This window comes from Rhodococcus zopfii NBRC 100606 = JCM 9919 (genome assembly GCF_001895025.1).
GTDB classification, from domain to species: Bacteria; Actinomycetota; Actinomycetes; order Mycobacteriales; family Mycobacteriaceae; genus Rhodococcus; species Rhodococcus zopfii.
The window spans coordinates 1-15,946 of sequence record NZ_BCXI01000049.1; the positions used below are offsets into that span (position 1 = coordinate 1).

The 15,946-nt window shown below is 69.4% G+C and carries 16 protein-coding genes; 10 read left to right on the forward strand and 6 right to left on the reverse strand.

Annotation, left to right across the window (positions count from 1 at the left end; all coding sequences use genetic code 11):
• Positions 1-119 precede the first annotated feature (119 nt).
• Positions 120-1,514, forward strand: a complete 1,395-nt coding sequence (locus tag RZ1_RS25095; protein ID WP_072815290.1) for an IS1380 family transposase — start codon at positions 120-122, stop codon at positions 1,512-1,514.
• Positions 1,515-1,648: 134 nt separating this feature from the next.
• Here RZ1_RS25095 and RZ1_RS31500 read toward each other — a convergent pair whose 3' ends face one another.
• The 3 genes from RZ1_RS31500 to RZ1_RS25105 form a co-directional block, all read right to left on the reverse strand.
• Entirely contained in the window at positions 1,649-1,837 is a 189-nt protein-coding gene (locus tag RZ1_RS31500) for a hypothetical protein (RefSeq protein WP_169918118.1), read from the reverse strand.
• Positions 1,792-2,058: an ATP-binding cassette domain-containing protein gene (locus RZ1_RS30715; protein WP_169918119.1), complete on the reverse strand. Its 267-nt coding sequence runs from the start codon at positions 2,056-2,058 to the stop codon at positions 1,792-1,794. The genes RZ1_RS31500 and RZ1_RS30715 overlap by 46 nt, the downstream gene beginning before the upstream one ends.
• Before the next feature lie 176 nt (positions 2,059-2,234).
• Positions 2,235-2,888, reverse strand: coding sequence for a dihydrofolate reductase family protein (locus tag RZ1_RS25105; protein WP_072815292.1), 654 nt, complete (start codon positions 2,886-2,888; stop codon positions 2,235-2,237).
• A gap of 188 nt (positions 2,889-3,076) precedes the next feature.
• On the opposite strand from RZ1_RS25105, the gene RZ1_RS25110 reads away from it, so the two are divergent.
• A complete protein-coding gene (locus RZ1_RS25110) occupies positions 3,077-3,436 on the forward strand; it encodes a YciI family protein (protein WP_238071937.1) in 360 nt (119 codons plus the stop codon).
• A complete protein-coding gene (locus RZ1_RS25115) occupies positions 3,433-4,716 on the forward strand; it encodes an RNA polymerase sigma factor (RefSeq protein WP_072815294.1) in 1,284 nt (427 codons plus the stop codon). Before RZ1_RS25110 ends, RZ1_RS25115 begins: the two co-directional genes overlap by 4 nt.
• Here the strand turns inward: RZ1_RS25115 and RZ1_RS25120 are convergent.
• The 3 genes from RZ1_RS25120 to RZ1_RS25130 all read right to left on the reverse strand — a co-directional run bounded on the left by RZ1_RS25120 (position 4,671) and on the right by RZ1_RS25130 (position 6,765).
• Positions 4,671-5,426: an HNH endonuclease family protein gene (locus RZ1_RS25120; RefSeq protein WP_371304731.1), complete on the reverse strand. Its 756-nt coding sequence runs from the start codon at positions 5,424-5,426 to the stop codon at positions 4,671-4,673. The two genes, RZ1_RS25115 and RZ1_RS25120, sit on opposite strands and share 46 nt — an antisense overlap.
• Positions 5,427-5,459: 33 nt before the next feature.
• Positions 5,460-5,786 carry a hypothetical protein gene (locus RZ1_RS25125; protein ID WP_072815296.1) on the reverse strand — a complete coding sequence of 109 codons (327 nt, stop codon included), beginning with the start codon at positions 5,784-5,786 and terminating at the stop codon, positions 5,460-5,462.
• A 76-nt stretch (positions 5,787-5,862) separates the two neighbouring features.
• A complete protein-coding gene (locus tag RZ1_RS25130) occupies positions 5,863-6,765 on the reverse strand; it encodes an NADP-dependent oxidoreductase (RefSeq protein WP_072815297.1) in 903 nt (300 codons plus the stop codon).
• A 36-nt stretch (positions 6,766-6,801) separates the two neighbouring features.
• Here RZ1_RS25130 and RZ1_RS25135 point away from each other — a divergent pair, with 36 nt between their 5' ends.
• From RZ1_RS25135 to RZ1_RS25165, 7 genes are all read left to right on the forward strand, one after another.
• A complete protein-coding gene (locus RZ1_RS25135; protein WP_174565244.1) occupies positions 6,802-9,600 on the forward strand; it encodes a DEAD/DEAH box helicase in 2,799 nt (932 codons plus the stop codon).
• A gap of 2 nt (positions 9,601-9,602) precedes the next feature.
• The gene (locus RZ1_RS25140) at positions 9,603-10,358 is read left to right on the forward strand and encodes an SWIM zinc finger family protein (RefSeq protein ID WP_072815301.1); all 756 of its coding nucleotides are present in this window, start codon (positions 9,603-9,605) and stop codon (positions 10,356-10,358) included.
• A gap of 138 nt (positions 10,359-10,496) precedes the next feature.
• Positions 10,497-12,029 carry a CoA-acylating methylmalonate-semialdehyde dehydrogenase gene (locus tag RZ1_RS25145; protein WP_072815364.1) on the forward strand — a complete coding sequence of 511 codons (1,533 nt, stop codon included), beginning with the start codon at positions 10,497-10,499 and terminating at the stop codon, positions 12,027-12,029.
• Between the two features lie 11 nt (positions 12,030-12,040).
• Positions 12,041-13,195, forward strand: a complete 1,155-nt coding sequence (locus tag RZ1_RS25150; RefSeq protein WP_072815303.1) for an acyl-CoA dehydrogenase family protein — start codon at positions 12,041-12,043, stop codon at positions 13,193-13,195.
• Positions 13,192-14,250, forward strand: a complete 1,059-nt coding sequence (locus RZ1_RS25155) for an enoyl-CoA hydratase/isomerase family protein (protein WP_072815305.1) — start codon at positions 13,192-13,194, stop codon at positions 14,248-14,250. The genes RZ1_RS25150 and RZ1_RS25155 overlap by 4 nt, the downstream gene beginning before the upstream one ends.
• A gap of 1 nt (position 14,251) precedes the next feature.
• Complete coding sequence (gene mmsB, locus RZ1_RS25160; protein ID WP_072815307.1) at positions 14,252-15,160, forward strand: 3-hydroxyisobutyrate dehydrogenase; 909 nt, start codon at positions 14,252-14,254, stop codon at positions 15,158-15,160.
• A complete protein-coding gene (locus RZ1_RS25165) occupies positions 15,157-15,933 on the forward strand; it encodes an enoyl-CoA hydratase (RefSeq protein WP_072815308.1) in 777 nt (258 codons plus the stop codon). The genes mmsB and RZ1_RS25165 overlap by 4 nt, the downstream gene beginning before the upstream one ends.
• Positions 15,934-15,946: the final 13 nt, after the last annotated feature.

Genomic DNA, 15,946 nt, shown 5'->3' on the forward strand with positions numbered 1-15,946 from the left:
CTCGGGCTTTCATGCCGATTGAGTGGAAACCCGTGTCAAACACAAAGAATGGTGCCCTGAACTGGGATAATTCGACTTGCGAAGGTTGACTCAGTCCGAGTTCGAGGAGCACCATTCCGGTGAGCAAGTCTACGTCTCCCTACCCATCCGTGTCCGCATCGGCTACCGGAACCGGTGTCGTGTCGCATGCCGGAGCGGTCCTGCTGCTGCGCACCGCGGAAAAGACCGGCCTCGCTTCGGAGTTGACGACCGAGCTCGCACCGTATCGAAAACCGCTGGCCCGCCACGATCCCGGCAAGATCCTCCTGGACCTGGCGATTGCCTTGGCGATCGGTGGGGATTGCCTCGCCGATATTGCACAACTGCGATCCCACCCGGAGGTCTTCGGGCAGGTGGCATCCGACCCGACCGTCTCCCGCCTGATCAGCGCGTTGGCCGCCGATGCCGACACCGCGCTGGCTGCGATCGGACGTGCCCGCGCCACCGCCCGAGCCCATTCCTGGACTGCCGCTGGCGAGTCGGCACCGGACCATGCCATCGACGAGCAGCATCCGCTGGTCATCGACATCGATGCCACCCTGGTCACCGCACACTCCGAGAAGGAATCTGCTGCTCCGACGTTCAAGCGGGGCTTCGGGTTCCATCCATTGTGCGTGTTCGTCGACCACGGCACCGGCGGCACCGGTGAACCCGTCGCAATGCTGCTACGCCCGGGCAACTCGGGATCGAATACCGCCGCCGACCACGTCACGGTCGTGCAGGACGCACTCGCGCAGTTGCCGTTCGACCCGGCATACCGGGTCGGGAAGAAGGTGCTGGTGCGCATCGACGGAGCCGGCGGCACCCACCACCTGATCGAGTATCTGACCAAACGCCGGCTCTCATACTCAGTCGGATTCGGGCTGACCGACACCCACGCCGAAGCGATCGACCTGGTTCCCGAAACCGCGTGGACCCCAGCCTACAACGCCGACGGCCAGGTCCGCGACGACGCCTGGGTCACCGAGATCACCGACATGTTGGATCTGTCGAGCTGGCCGAAAGGGATGCGGGTGATCGTCAGGAAGGAGCGCCCGCACCCAGGTGCGCAGTTGCGGTTCACCGACCGCGACGGCCTACGGCTGACCGCGTTCGTCACCAACACTCGCCGCGGTCAGCTACCGGACCTGGAGCTTCGGCACCGACGTCGGGCCCGGTGCGAGGACCGGATTCGGGCAGCGAAAGCCACCGGATTGCAGAACCTTCCACTGCACGGATTCGAGCAGAACCGCATCTGGTTGGCGCTCGTGCAGCTCGCGTGTGAGCTGGTCGGCTGGATGCAGATGCTCGCGTTGACCGATGGCCCGGCGCGTCGGTGGGAACCGAAACGGCTGCGGCTGCGACTGTTGTCGATCGCCGGGCGGATCGCCCGACATGCCCGCCGTGTCCGTCTGCGTCTGGCCGCCTCGGCTCCCGACGTCGATGTCCTCGTCGCCGGCCTGAACCGACTCGCAGCGCTTCCTGCGCCTGTGTGACCTGCACGTATCTGCCCGATCGAGACGAGAGGAACGATCTTCGGGGCCGTGGACCCCGGCGTCACCCGACCGTGTCGGGCAGTCGACCGTGGACGCACACTGGATCCACGGTCACCACGACCAATCCGAAACCGCTAGGCCGGCACGCGAACCGCACGAAAGATCGAGGTTAGTGCTTGTTTCGCCGCTTCGAACGGGTCGGGCACTCCGTGTCCGGTCGCGACGAGTTGCAGGTGTTCGTGGGCTGTGAGGTGGGCGAAGATGGGCACTTCACCGATCACCGCGGCGACGTTGCGCCGGAAGGTCCGGGAGGTCTCGTCCACGGGCGTGCCGCGATGTCGATGGCACCCTCGTCGAGGCGGTCTGCGCCGACGACGCATCTCAACAGGGTCGACTTGCCGGCTCCGTTCGCGCCGACCACGGCACCGCATCGGCCGGGGGCAACAGCGAAGTCGACTCCGGTCAGAACTGGCGGGTCTCCGAACGAACGGTGGGCATTGCGAATGGACACGGCAGGTACGCCGTGCAGGTCAGGGGTGTGCATGAACAGGGGTCTCCGGTCATCTTCGAGGGACAAACACAAGATGAGGACGGGGGCCGTGCAGTAGCGACATCGCAAACTGTCGTTGCAGTACCAACCGCCGGCCGTCGGAACCGTCCCCTCGCCCCATGCCCCGGGTGAAGGGTCTCATCACCCGGTCGGCCGGAGGAGGGATCCATTCACCGGGGTGAGGTGCGGACGAATCGGGCGTGAGCGACCGACGGGGACGAAACGAACTCGACGCACTCGAAATCGGTTGTGAGCACATCGTCGTCGAACACCCGCTCGCCGCGGCCGAAAAGCGCCGGCACGATGGCCAGGTGCATCTGGTCGACCAGCCCGGCGCGCAGAAACTGGCGGACGGTCGCGGGACCGCCCCCGACCCGTACATCCGCTCCGGCAGCGGCTTCGACGGCCTGCTCGAGCGCGTCCTCGATTCCGCCGGTGACGAAGTGGAAGACGGTGCCACCGCTCAGGGCGATCGGGTCGCGGCGATGGTGGGTGAGCACGAAGACCGGGTGATGGAACGGGGGTTCGTCGCCCCACCAGCCCGACCATTCCTCGCTGTCCTCCCACCGCCCGCGTACCGGTCCGAACATGTTGCGGCCCATGATCGTTGCTCCGATGCCGTCGATCCCGCGAATCATGAAGTCGTCGTCGACCCCTTCCTCGCCGCCGTCGATCCCGAACGAGCGGTGGAACGAGCGGGTCTCGCGCGCCCAGCCGAGGATCCGCTCCCCGCCGACCCCGAGCGGGTTGTGCAGGCTCTGATCAGGTCCGGCGGAACAGCCGTCGGCCGTGATCGCGAAATTGTGTACCCGAAGCTTCGTCATGGTCGAACTCCTTCGAATCGTCCGGTGGAAGTCGTGCCCGTGTCACAGTGAAGTCGGAGACCGCGTCGATGTCCGGACATCGATGAACAGGGGATGTGCGATCCGCGATGTCCGGATCGTTGTCGCTGCTCCGACTTCAGGGTGAGGCCCCATCCGGGGGCGCAGCAGAGGAGGCGATCGTGAAATACATGCTCTTGATCTACAACCGGCCCGGCTTCGTCGACGAACTGGGCGACGACGCCCGGGACGAACTGTTCGGGGAGGTCGACGCGATCATGGCCGAACTCACCGCGTCCGGAGAACTCGTCGGCGGACAGGCGCTGACCGACCCGTCGACGGCACGCACGGTGCGGCAGGGCACGACCGCCGCGCACACCGTCACCGACGGACCGTTCATGGAGAGCAAGGAGCAGTTCTGCGGCTATGTCGAGGTCGACGTCGACAGCCTGGACCGGGCCGTGGAGATCGCCGCGCGGTGGCCCGACGTGCGCTTCGGCGGGGCGATGGAGGTCCGGGCCGTGATGCACGACGGCGGGGCCGAGATGTGAGCGACCCGCAGGACCTGCTGCGCACCCTCGCGCCGCAGGTCCTCGGGTACCTTGCGGCGCGGCACGGACAGTTCGACGCGTGCGAGGATGCGGTGCAGGAGGCGCTGGTCGCTGCGCACCGGCAGTGGCCGGTGGAAGGCGTGCCGTCGAATCCGCGTGGCTGGCTGATCACCGTCGCCCAGCGCCGGCTCACCGACGAGTGGCGCAGCGACAGCGCCCGCCGTGACCGCGAACACGCCTGGGCCGCAGCGGAACCGGACCGTTCCGTCACCGACCTCCCCGAAGCCGGACATGAGAGCGACGACACGCTGACACTGCTGTTCCTGTGCTGCCATCCGGCGCTGTCCCTGTCGTCCCAGATCGCGTTGACCCTGCGCGCGGTCGGGGGTCTCGACACCGCGCGTATCGCGCGGGCGTTCCTCGTGCCGGAGGCGACGATGACCCGGCGCATCACCCGCGGCAAAGAGGCGATCCGCGACGCCGGAGCGAAGTTCACCCTGCCCGCCGCGGTGGACCGTGCCGAACGGTTGCAGGCGGTACGGCACGTGCTCTACCTGATCTTCAACGAGGGCTACACCAGCTCCGGCGGACCGGACCTGATCTCGCGCGAACTCAGCGCCGAAGCGATCCGCCTGGCCCGCGTGCTGCACGCGCTGCTGCCGGAGGACCCCGACACCACCGGCCTGCTCGCGCTCATGCTGCTCACCGATGCGCATCGCGACGCCCGCCTCGATCCGTCCGGCGGTCTCGTGCCACTCACCGAGCAGGACCGAACCCGCTGGGACCGGGCGCAGATCGACGAGGGAACCGCGCTGGTCACCGCGGCGCTGAGCGCCGGTCCGCCCGGCCCCTATCAACTGCAGGCCGCGATCGCCGCCGTGCACGCCGAAGCCGCCCGCGCCGAGGACACCGACTGGGCGCAGATCGTCGCGCTGTACCGGGTGCTGGCGCACGTCGCGCCCAATCCGATGGTGACGGTGAACCGGGCCGCCGCCGTGGCCATGCTCGACGGCCCGCGTGCCGGGCTGGAGTTGCTCGCGACAGTGAAGGACGACCGGCGACTCGCCGGAAACCACCGGGCGGTCGCCGTCAGAGCACACCTGCTGGACATGGCGGGCGAGGCCGACGCGGCGCGCGTCGCGTACCTCGCCGCGGCGAGGCTGACGGCGAGCGTCCCCGAACAGCGCTATCTGCGGGGCCGGGCGGCACGCCTGGCCCCGACCGGGGAGGACGATCATGACGAATCGAACGACCGTGCCGGACGCGCCGCCGGCATCTGAGCCGCGTCGGGACAGGCCGCGGCCGCGTCGGTGAGCGCGCGGTGGTCGGCCGCGGTCACCGGCAGCCCGTATCGCACCGCGACCGTCAGGTACTTCCCGGCGAACCAACACCGGGTGCTCGCCGCGGGTGGGAGCCAGTCGCCGGGGGTGTGGTCGCGTTTGTCCTCGTTGGCGGTTCCGTCCACGGCAATGAGGTTGAAGTCGATGTCGTTGGCGAACTGTCGGCGCAGATGCTGCGGCCAGGTCGCGGCGCCGAGGTCCCACGCCGCAGCCAGGGGAAAGATGTGGTCGACGTGCACTGCTCGGGCATCGCTGCGCCGGAACAGGATTCGTCTTCCCGTATACGGATCGTCGAGGGTGCCGGACAGTACGACGCACTTGCCCGTGCCGGGACGGAACATCGCCTCGTGCAGGTCGCGAGCGAGCACGTTGTTGCGGGTGTCGCAGCCGTCGCGCCCTCCGCGGCCGGGATGATCGTCCGACCAGGCCGGCCCGAACACACACGCCTCACCGGCCTCGCAACCACGCTGATAGCCCGGAACGTGCGGGCGCTGGAAGACCACGGTGACGCTCGCGAGTAGCCGCCCGAGTTCCTCGCGGGACGGACTGCCCGGCGCGGGCGGCCCCGGTGGATCGGTTCGCTCCCACCACAACGACGCGGCAACCGCGACCGCCACCACCAGAACCCAGATGCCTCTGCCCCCGCGCACCCGCCGATCGTCGCAGCAGGCACCGACATCCGATCATCCGTCGATGGTCAGCGGAAACCGGGCGGCGTGGATCGAGGCGACCGTGCGGCCGTCGTGCCCGATGATCCACGAGCCGCCGCTCTGCTTGCACTGGGCGATCCGGTCGAACACGGTGAGCAGGAAGAAGATCGCCTGCTCCGGACTCGCGGTCGCGGCGAGGCGGTGGGACTCGCCGTGCTTGGTGCCGTCGAGCCACACCCCGCACTGGCCGTCCAACCGCAGGGTGGTGACGTGTCCGGAATCGACGAACGCGTACTTGACCTGTTCCCACGGTGTGTTGGAACTGTAGGTCTGCTCGAGGACCTGGATCAGAATCGACATGGCGGACTCCTGGTGAGTGACCTGGTCACCAGTGTCCCAGGGACGTTCGCAGTGCGTGACGGATCCGCGGGTGTGTTCAGCGAACCGCGATGACGATCTTGCCGCGGGCGTGACCACCTTCGACGACGGCGAGCGCCGCACCCGCCTCCGACAGCGGGAACGCCCGCTCGACACGCGGGTCCACGGTGCCGTCCGCGACCAAAGCCGCGACGGTCGCGAACACCTCGGTGGTTCGGCGCCGCTCCACGCCGGAACCGCCCAGTTCCGCGGCGCCGGCCGGATCGGCGACACTGACGATGCGGGCACCCGGAGCCGCCGCGGCGAGCGCCCGGAGGGTCGCGCCGCCGACCAGGTCGACGATCGCGGTCGTGCCGTGAATGTGGGCGGTCGGGTCGTCGCCGGAGTCGATCCAGGTGGCGCCGTTGGCCTCCACGAGGTCCCGTTTGCCGGCCGACGCGACACCGAGCACGGTCGCGCCGCGTGCCCGCGCGAGCTGGGTCGCGGCGGATCCGACGCCTCCACCGGCGCCGATCACGAGTACGGTGTCCGCGTCCGAGACCGCCAGCCTGTCGGCGATGTCGAACGCGGTGCCCACGGCCACCGGGACGGTCGCGGCGGCGGCGAAACTCACCTGCTCCGGTTTGTGTGCGGAGCTGTGCGCGTTGAGCAGCGTGTACTCGGCGTAGCCGCCGAATCCGGTGGCGGTCGCGCCGAACACCGCATCGCCGACCGCGAACCCGTCGACGCGATCGCCGGCCGCCGTGACGACACCGGAGACCTCCCGGCCCAGCACGGCCGGCAGCGTCACCGGCACGGTGTCCTTCCGGGTGCCGGCGCGGACCTTCCAATCGGCCGGATTCACGCCCGCCGCGTGGACCGCCACCAGCAACTGTCCGGGTCCGGGTCGGGGCACGTCCGGGTCGAGGAACTGCTGGGTTTCGGGGCCGCCGTATTCGGCGAAACCGTACGCGAGGGGCATGCGCACAGCGTAGATGCGCCTGGCACCATGGTGGGCATGCTGCATGGGGTCTGGTCGCCGGGATCGGGTCTGTTGTTGTGGCGCGACCCCTCGGCCCCGCACGACGACGACGCGCTGCCGTCGGCCCTGCGGCGCTGGACCGACCGCCCGTTCCGCCACCGCGTCGAGCTGCGGTTGCCCGGGGACGACAGGCCTCGCACGCTGCCTGCGGTCGCCGTGGCACCCCCGGATGCTGCCGAACTGCTGCTGGATCTGCCGCGCCGGCCCGACGGCGTCTCCGGCGACCTGCGGTTCCTCGCCCACGTCGCCCGCGGCATCGAACGCTGGGCGCAGGCCGGTCGTGTCGCACCCGAGATGCATCGCGCCGAGAAGCAGTGGTGGGTGCGGTGGCAGCTGCTCGGCGGTGACCGGACCCGCGCGTGGAAGGCCGAACTGGTCGCCGCCATGCCTCCGGTGCAGCGGCAGCTGGGCAACCCGTCGCCGCTGCTCGAGAACCTGTGCACCGAACTCACCGACCCCATCACCCGGGCGATGCTCGGGTCGGGCACGTCGCTGCACCCGCTGGTCGCCGCGCTGTCCGAGGGCGTGCCGCACCACGGTGGCAGCCAGCGGATGGCCGACGCGCTCGACGAGTGGCGGGCGAGCCTGTCCGGCAACGAACCCGACCTGGTGCTGCGTCTCGTCGAACCCGACGAGGGCGACGACCCCGCCCACGCCCTGTGGCGGCTCGAGGTGTGCCTGCGCTCGGAGGGGCAGGCCCCGGCGCCGGTGCCGGTCGGCGGCACCGACGCGGAACTGCTGCAGATCGGCATCCGGAAGCTCGGCGCCGCGTTGAAGGCCTACCCGCGGCTGCAGGACGTGCCCCGCGACCCCGACAGCCTGGACCTGCTGCTGCCCACACCCGTCGTCGTCGATCTCGTCGAGCACGGTGCGCGCGCCCTCCAGGACACCGGCGTGGGACTGCTGCTGCCGCGCGCGTGGGCGACGGTCGAGCCCTCGCTGCGGCTGCGTGTCGATTCCGCCGCCGCCCCGGTCGCGGCGGAGGAGAGCGCCGTCGGCATGAACGCGATCGTTTCCTACGAATGGCAGCTCGCGGTCGGCGACATGCTGCTCAGCGCCGCCGAGATGGAGCAGCTCGTCGCCGCCAACAGCGACCTGGTCAAGTTGCGCGGCAAGTGGGTCAAGGCGGACGCGGCGGCGCTGGCTCAGGCCGCCCGGTACGTGACCCGCAATACGGGACAGGACACCACCCTCGGCTCGTTGTTCGCGCAGTTCACCGGCGACGACGTGCCACCCGCCGAGGTCACCGACATCAGCGCTTCCGGCTGGGTCGCGACGTTGCTCGACGGGCAGGCCCGGCCGGAGCCGGTCCCGCCGCCGGCCGGCCTGCACGCGACCCTGCGTCCCTACCAGCAGCGCGGCCTGGACTGGCTGGCGTTCATGAGCGGGCTCGGTCTCGGGGCGGTGCTCGCCGACGACATGGGTCTCGGCAAGACCGTGCAGGTGCTGGCGCTGCTGGTCCACGAACGCACCCGCGGCCCGGTCCGGCCGACGCTGCTGGTGTGCCCGATGTCGGTGGTCGGCAACTGGCAGCGTGAGGCCGCGAAGTTCGCGCCCGGCCTGCGCGTCCACGTCCACCACGGGTCGGGCCGGCTGCGGGACGACGACCTGGTGGCCGCCGTCGACGACAGCGACCTGGTCATCACCACCTATGCGATCGTCGCCCGCGACCTCGCGCACGTGCGGGCCCTGCCGTGGCATCGGGTGGTGCTCGACGAGGCGCAGCACGTGAAGAACGCGAACACCGCGCAGTCGCGTGCGGTGCGCGCGGTGGCGGCCTCGCATCGCATCGCGTTGACCGGCACCCCCGTGGAGAATCGGCTCGAGGAACTGCGGTCGATCCTCGATTTCGCGAATCCGCGGCTGCTCGGTTCGGCGACGTCGTTCCGGGCGCGGTTCGCGGTGCCCATCGAACGCGAACGTGACGCGGTGGCGGCGGCCCGGCTGCGGGCGCTGACCGCCCCGTTCGTGCTGCGCCGCGTCAAGACCGACCCGGACGTGATCGCCGACCTGCCGGAGAAGTTCGAGCAGACCGTCCGCGCGAACCTCACCGCCGAGCAGGCCGCGTTGTACCGTGCGGTCGTCGACGACATGATGCGCAAGATCAAGGAGAAGGAAGGGATGGCCCGCAAGGGCGCGGTCCTCGCGGCGCTGACCCGGCTCAAGCAGGTATGCAACCATCCGGCGCACTATCTCGCCGACGGATCGCCCGTGCTGCGCCGCGGCCGGCACCGCTCCGGCAAGCTCGGCCTGGTCGAGGACATCGTCGAATCGGTGCTCGCCGACGGCGAGAAGGTCCTGCTGTTCACCCAGTTCCGCGAGTTCGGGGAGCTCATCGCCCCGTATCTCGCCGAGCGGTTCTCCACCCGGGTGCCCTTCCTGCACGGCGGGGTGTCCAAGAGCCGGCGCGACGCGATGGTCACCGGGTTCCAGGAACCGGGCGGGCCGCCGATCATGCTGCTCTCGCTCAAGGCCGGCGGGACCGGCCTGAACCTGACCGCGGCCAATCACGTGGTGCACCTGGACCGGTGGTGGAACCCGGCGGTCGAGAACCAGGCCACCGACCGGGCGTTCCGGATCGGTCAGCGCCGCGATGTGCAGGTGCGCAAGCTCGTGTGCGTCGGCACCGTCGAGGAACGCATCGACGAGATGCTCACCGGTAAACAGGAACTCGCGGACCTGGCGGTCGGGGTGGGGGAGAACTGGATCACCGAGCTGTCCACCGACCAGCTGCACGCCCTGTTGACCCTGGGCGACGATGCGGTGGGTGAATAGACATGGCACGAAACGATTTCCGCAAGTACGGCACGCCGATCCGCGTCGACGGCGGCATCGAGGCCCGCACCAAACGCGGCGCGATCGGGCGCAGCTGGTGGTCGAAGGAACTCATCGGCGCCATGGAGCAGGTCGCCGACAAAGGCCGGCTGACCCGTGGCCGCACCTACGCGCGCTCGGGGCAGGTGCTCTCGATGCGGCTCGGACCCGGCGCCGTCGTCGGCGATGTGCAGGGCAGCCAGCTGCGCCCGTTCACCGCGACCGTCACCGTCCGCACCCTCGACGACGAGGCGGTCGCCGAGTTGGTCACGCAGGTGCGTTCGGCGCCCGGGATGCTCGCGCGCCTCGCGGCCGGGGCGCTGCCGGAGGAGCTGGGGCCGTTTCTGCTGCCGCGCCGCGCCGGCGAGCTCGACTTCGATTGCACGTGTCCCGACGACGGATGGCCCTGCAAGCACGCCGCCGCGGTGGCCTATCTGCTGGCCGAGCACGTCGACGAGCATCCGCTGGCCGTGCTCGCGCTGCGGGGTGTGGGTCTCGAGACGCTGATCGGCGGTGTCGACGCTGCGCCGTCGCCCACCGACGACTTCTACGGGGACGACACGGAACTGCCGGAGTTGCCGATGGAACGGTTCCGGCCCGCGCTCGACGATCTGGACCCGATGCTGTTGCGGCGCGCGCTGCGGGCGGGCGGCACGGACGAGGCCGTCGTGATCCGTGCGGTGTCCGATCTGGAGGATCTGTACCGCCGCCTGCGGTGACGCGGCGTCGTACGTGACCGGCGGGGTGTGACGGTAGACATACGTGGACTTCCAACTATAGGATGGACACAGATTTCGAGGGGGGTGCCGTCGGGTGCCTCGTGTCCGAAACCGTCGATCAGCAAAGGACTCGCGAAAATGACCATTCGTGAACTCACCCACTTCATCGGTGGCGAGCACGTCGCCGGGACATCCGGGCGATTCGGGGACGTCTTCGACCCCAACACCGGCGAGGTGCAGGCGCGCGTCCCGCTCGCCACGCCGGCCGAGGTCGAAGCCGTCATCGCGAACGCCGAAGAAGCCCAGAAGGAATGGGCCTCGTGGAACCCGCAGAAGCGGGTCCGGGTCCTCATGCGGTTCCTGCAGCTCGCCCAGGACAACGTGGACGAACTCGCCCGGCTGCTGTCGAGCGAGCACGGCAAGACGATCCCCGACGCCAAGGGCGACATCCAGCGCGGTCTCGAGGTCGTCGAGGTCGCCCTCGGCGCCCCGCACCTGCTCAAGGGCGAATACACCGAGTCCGCCGGCACCGGCATCGACGTCTACTCGATGCGCCAGCCCCTCGGTGTCGTCGCCGGCATCACCCCGTTCAACTTCCCCGCGATGATCCCGCTGTGGAAGGCCGCCCCCGCGCTCGCATGCGGCAACGCGTTCGTGCTCAAGCCGTCCGAGCGCGACCCCTCGGTGCCGCTGCGCCTGGCCGAGTTGTTCCTCGAGGCGGGCCTGCCCGCCGGCGTGTTCAACGTCGTCAACGGCGACAAGGAAGCCGTCGACGTCCTGCTCAACGACTCGCGCGTCAAGGCCCTCGGCTTCGTCGGCTCCACCCCGATCGCGCAGTACATCTACGAGACCGCCGCGAAGAACGGCAAGCGCGCTCAGTGCTTCGGCGGCGCGAAGAACCACGCGATCATCATGCCCGACGCCGACCTCGACCAGGTCGCCGACGCGCTCGTCGGTGCCGCCTACGGCTCCGCCGGTGAGCGCTGCATGGCGTTGTCCGTCGCCGTTCCCGTCGGCGAGGAGACCGCAGACCGGCTCGTGGCCAAGCTCCAGGAGCGCATCGCCGACCTGCGCATCGGAACCAGCTTCGACGAGAAGGCCGACTTCGGTCCGCTCGTGACCGCCGCCGCACGCGACCGCGTCCACGACTACATCGCCAAGGGCGTCGAGGAAGGCGCCGAACTCGTCGTCGACGGCCGCGGCTTCGTCCTCGAAGGCCACGAGAACGGCTTCTTCTCCGGCGCCACCCTGTTCGACAAGGTCACCACCGGCATGTCGATCTACCGCGAGGAGATCTTCGGTCCCGTGCTCACGGTGGTGCGCGCCCGCGACTACGAGGATGCGCTGCGCCTGCCGACCGAGCACGAGTACGGCAACGGCGTCGCGATCTTCACCCGCGACGGCGACACCGCCCGCGACTTCGCCAACCGGGTCCAGGTCGGCATGGTCGGCGTCAACGTCCCGATTCCGGTTCCGATCGCGTACTACACGTTCGGCGGCTGGAAGGCGTCCGGCTTCGGCGACCTCAACCAGCACGGACCCGACGCGTTCCGGTTCTACACCAAGACCAAGACCATCACGCAGCGCTGGCCGTCCGGTGTCAAGGAGGGCGACCTCGAGGGTGCCCACGTCGCCGACACCGATCACTTCGTCATCCCGACGATGGACTAGGCGGGACCACCATGTTCACCCTCACCGACGACGACCGGGCGATCCGCGACACCGCCCGAGACTTCGCCACCGAGTATCTGGCCCCGAACGCCGTGGAGTGGGACCAGGCCAAGCATTTCCCGGTCGACGTGATGCGCAAGGCCGCCGCGCTCGGCATGGGCGGCATCTACGTCCGCGAGGACGTGGGCGGCTCCGGGCTGCGCCGGCTCGACTCGGTGCGGATCTTCGAGGAACTCGCCAAGGGCTGCCCGTCGATCGCCGCGTACCTGTCCATCCACAACATGGTCACGTGGATGATCGACAAATTCGGTTCCGACGATCAGCGGCGCCGCTGGGTGCCGGGATTGTGCTCGATGGAGCAGCTCGGCAGCTACTGCCTCACCGAACCGGGCGCAGGCTCGGACGCGGCGGCCTTGAGCACCAAGGCCGTCCGCGACGGTGACGAGTTCGTGCTCACCGGCGTCAAGCAGTTCATCTCCGGCGCCGGCACCTCCGACGTGTACGTGGTGATGGCCCGCACCGGCGAGCCCGGCCCGCGCGGTATCTCGGCGTTCATCGTCCCGAAGGACACGCCGGGCCTGTCGTTCGGCGCGAACGAGAAGAAGATGGGCTGGAACGCCCAGCCCACCCGGCAGGTGATCTTCGAAGGCGCCCGGGTGCCGGCGGAGAACCTGCTCGGGTCCGAGGGCGGCGGCTTCCGCATCGCGATGCAGGGCCTCAACGGCGGGCGTCTCAACATCGCCGCGTGCTCGGTCGGCGGCGGCCAGACCGCCCTCGACCGGACCGTCGCCTACCTCGCCGAACGCAAAGCGTTCGGCGAGCGGCTGCTCGACTCCCAGGCGCTGCAGTTCCGCCTCGCGGACATGCGCATCGAGCTCGAGGCGGCCCGGACCCTGCTGTGGCGGGCAGCGGACGCACTCGACGAGAACACCGACGACGTGGTCGAACTGTGCGCGATGGCAAAGCGTTTCGCCACCGACGCCGGTTTCGCCGCCGCGAACGAGGCGCTGCAGCTGCACGGCGGCTACGGCTACCTCGCCGAGTACGGTATCGAGAAGATCGTGCGGGATCTGCGCGTGCATCAGATCCTGGAAGGAACCAACGAGATCATGCGGGTGGTCGTCGCGCGCAGCGTGGTGGCCTCGGCGCAGACAGGAGCGGCATGACCGGGCAGGAACCGGAAGTTCTCGTCGAGGCGTCGGCCGGCGTCGGCCGGTTGACCCTCAACCGGCCCAAGGCCATCAACGCACTCAATCACGGCATGGTCCGCACCATCGCCGAGAAACTCCGCGAATGGTCCGGCGACGACGCGATCGCCGCGGTCGTCGTCGACGGGGCGGGGGAGCGGGGCCTGTGCGCCGGCGGCGACATCGTCTCGATCTACCACGACGCGAAGGACGGCGGCAGCGGGTCGCAGGAGTTCTGGCGCGACGAGTACATCCTCAACGCCGCGATCGGCCGTTACCCGAAGCCCTACGTGGCGATCATGGACGGCATCGTGATGGGCGGCGGCGTCGGCATCTCCGCCCACGGCAACGTGCGGATCGTCACCGAACGCTCCACCATCGCCATGCCCGAGGTGGGTATCGGCTTCGTCCCCGACGTCGGCGGCACCTACCTGCTCTCGCGTGCCCCCGGTGAGCTCGGCACCCACGTCGCGCTCACCACCGGACGACTGAAGGCGGGCGACGCGATCGCCCTCGGCTTCGCCGACCACTTCGTCCCGTCCGAGTCTCTCGACAAGTTCGTCGCCGCGATCGGAACCGCCGGACTCGACGACGCGCTCGCCGAATACTCGCGTCCCGCACCGGAATCCGAACTGCTCGCGCAGCAGTCCTGGATCGACGCCGCCTACTCCGCGGACAGCGTCGAGGAGATCGTCGAACGCCTGCGGGCCTCCGACGAGCCCGAGGCGCAGGCCACGGCCGAGCAGATCCTCGGCAAGTCGCCCGTCGCGCTGAAGGTCACGCTGCGCTCGCTGCGGCAGGCCCGGCGGTCCGGCAGCCTCGAGGCGGTGCTCGACGAGGAATACCGGGTATCGCTGGCGTCCCTGAAGTCCCACGACCTCGTCGAGGGCATCCGCGCCCAGGTTGTCGACAAGGACCGCAACCCGCAGTGGTCGCCGGCCACCCTCGCCGACGTGACCGCCGCCGACGTCGACGCCTACTTCCAGCCGCTCGGCGAGCTCGAGCTCGGTCTCGCCGCCTCCCAAGGAGAATGACATGAGTGCTCTCCCGACCGTCGCGTTCCTCGGTCTCGGCCACATGGGCGGGCCGATGGCCGCGAACCTCGTCAAGGCCGGATACTCGGTCGCCGGCTTCGACCCGGTCCCCGCCGCGCAGGAACAGGCCACCAAGGACGGGCTGACCGTCGTCGCCTCGGCCGCCGAGGCTGTGCGCGACGCCGACGTCGTCATCACCATGCTGCCCAACGGCAAGCTCGTGCTCGACCTCTACGACGTGATCCTGCCCGCCGCCAAGCCGAACACCCTGTTCGTCGACAGCTCCACCATCGACGTCGCCGACGCCCGCGAAGCAGCCGAGCGCGCCCACAAGGCCGGGCACCGCGCCATCGACGCCCCCGTCTCCGGCGGTGTCGCCGGTGCTGCCGCCGGCACGCTCGCGTTCATGGTCGGCGGCTCCGAGGACGACTTCGCCACCGCGCAGCCCCTGCTCGACGTCATGGGCCGCAAGGTCGTGCACTGCGGCGCCTCCGGTGTCGGACAGGCCGCGAAGATCTGCAACAACATGATCCTCGGTGTGTCGATGATCGCGATCAGCGAAGCGTTCGTGCTCGGCGAGAAGCTGGGCCTGACCAACCAGGCGCTGTTCGACGTCGCATCCAACGCCTCCGGCCAGTGCTGGGCACTGACCAGCAACTGCCCCGTCCCCGGACCCGTCCCGACGACCCCGGCGAACAACGACTACCAGCCGGGCTTCGCGGCCGCCCTCATGGACAAGGATCTGGGTCTGGCCGCGAACGCGCTGCGGGCCAACGGAGTGGAGGCCGAACTCGGGCTGCGCGCGGCCGAGCTCTACCATCGCTTCAACACCGGTGGCGGCGGCGGACTCGACTTCTCCGCCATCATCACCGACATCCGTGCCCGTTCGACTGCAGAGGACAACCAGTGACCGACTTCGAGACCATCCTGCTCGACCGCAAGGGTCGCGTGGGACTCATCACGCTCAACCGGCCCAAGGCGCTCAACGCGCTCAACAGCCAGCTGATGCGCGAAGTGGTCGCGGCCGTCGAGGAACTCGACGCCGACCGCGAGATCGGCGCGATCGTCATCACCGGTTCGGAGAAGGCGTTCGCCGCCGGTGCCGACATCAAGGAGATGGCGCCCAAGACCTACTCCGAGGCGTACGGCGAGGACTTCTTCTCGGACTGGGACAAGATCTCCTCCGCGCGTACCCCGATCATCGCTGCGGTCTCCGGCTACGCGCTGGGTGGCGGCTGCGAGCTGGCGATGCTGTGCGACTTCATCATCGCGTCGGACACCGCGAAGTTCGGGCAGCCCGAGATCAAGCTGGGCGTCATCCCGGGCATCGGCGGTTCCCAGCGTCTGACCCGCGCCGTCGGCAAGGCGAAGGCCATGGACATGTGCCTGACCGGCCGCAACATGGACGTCGAGGAAGCCGAACGCGCCGGCCTGGTTTCGCGGATCGTGCCGGTCGCCGAGTTGCTCGATGTCGCGCTCGAGACCGCAACCACCATCGCGTCGATGTCGCTGCCCGCGACGATCATGGCGAAGGAAGCGGTCAACCGCGCATTCGAGACCACCCTCGCCGAGGGTGTGAAGTTCGAACGGCGCGTGTTCCATTCGACGTTCGCCACCGCCGACCAGAAGGAAGGCATGGCCGCGTTCATCGAGAAGCGCACCCCGGAGTTCAAGCACGCCTGATGTGATACGACTG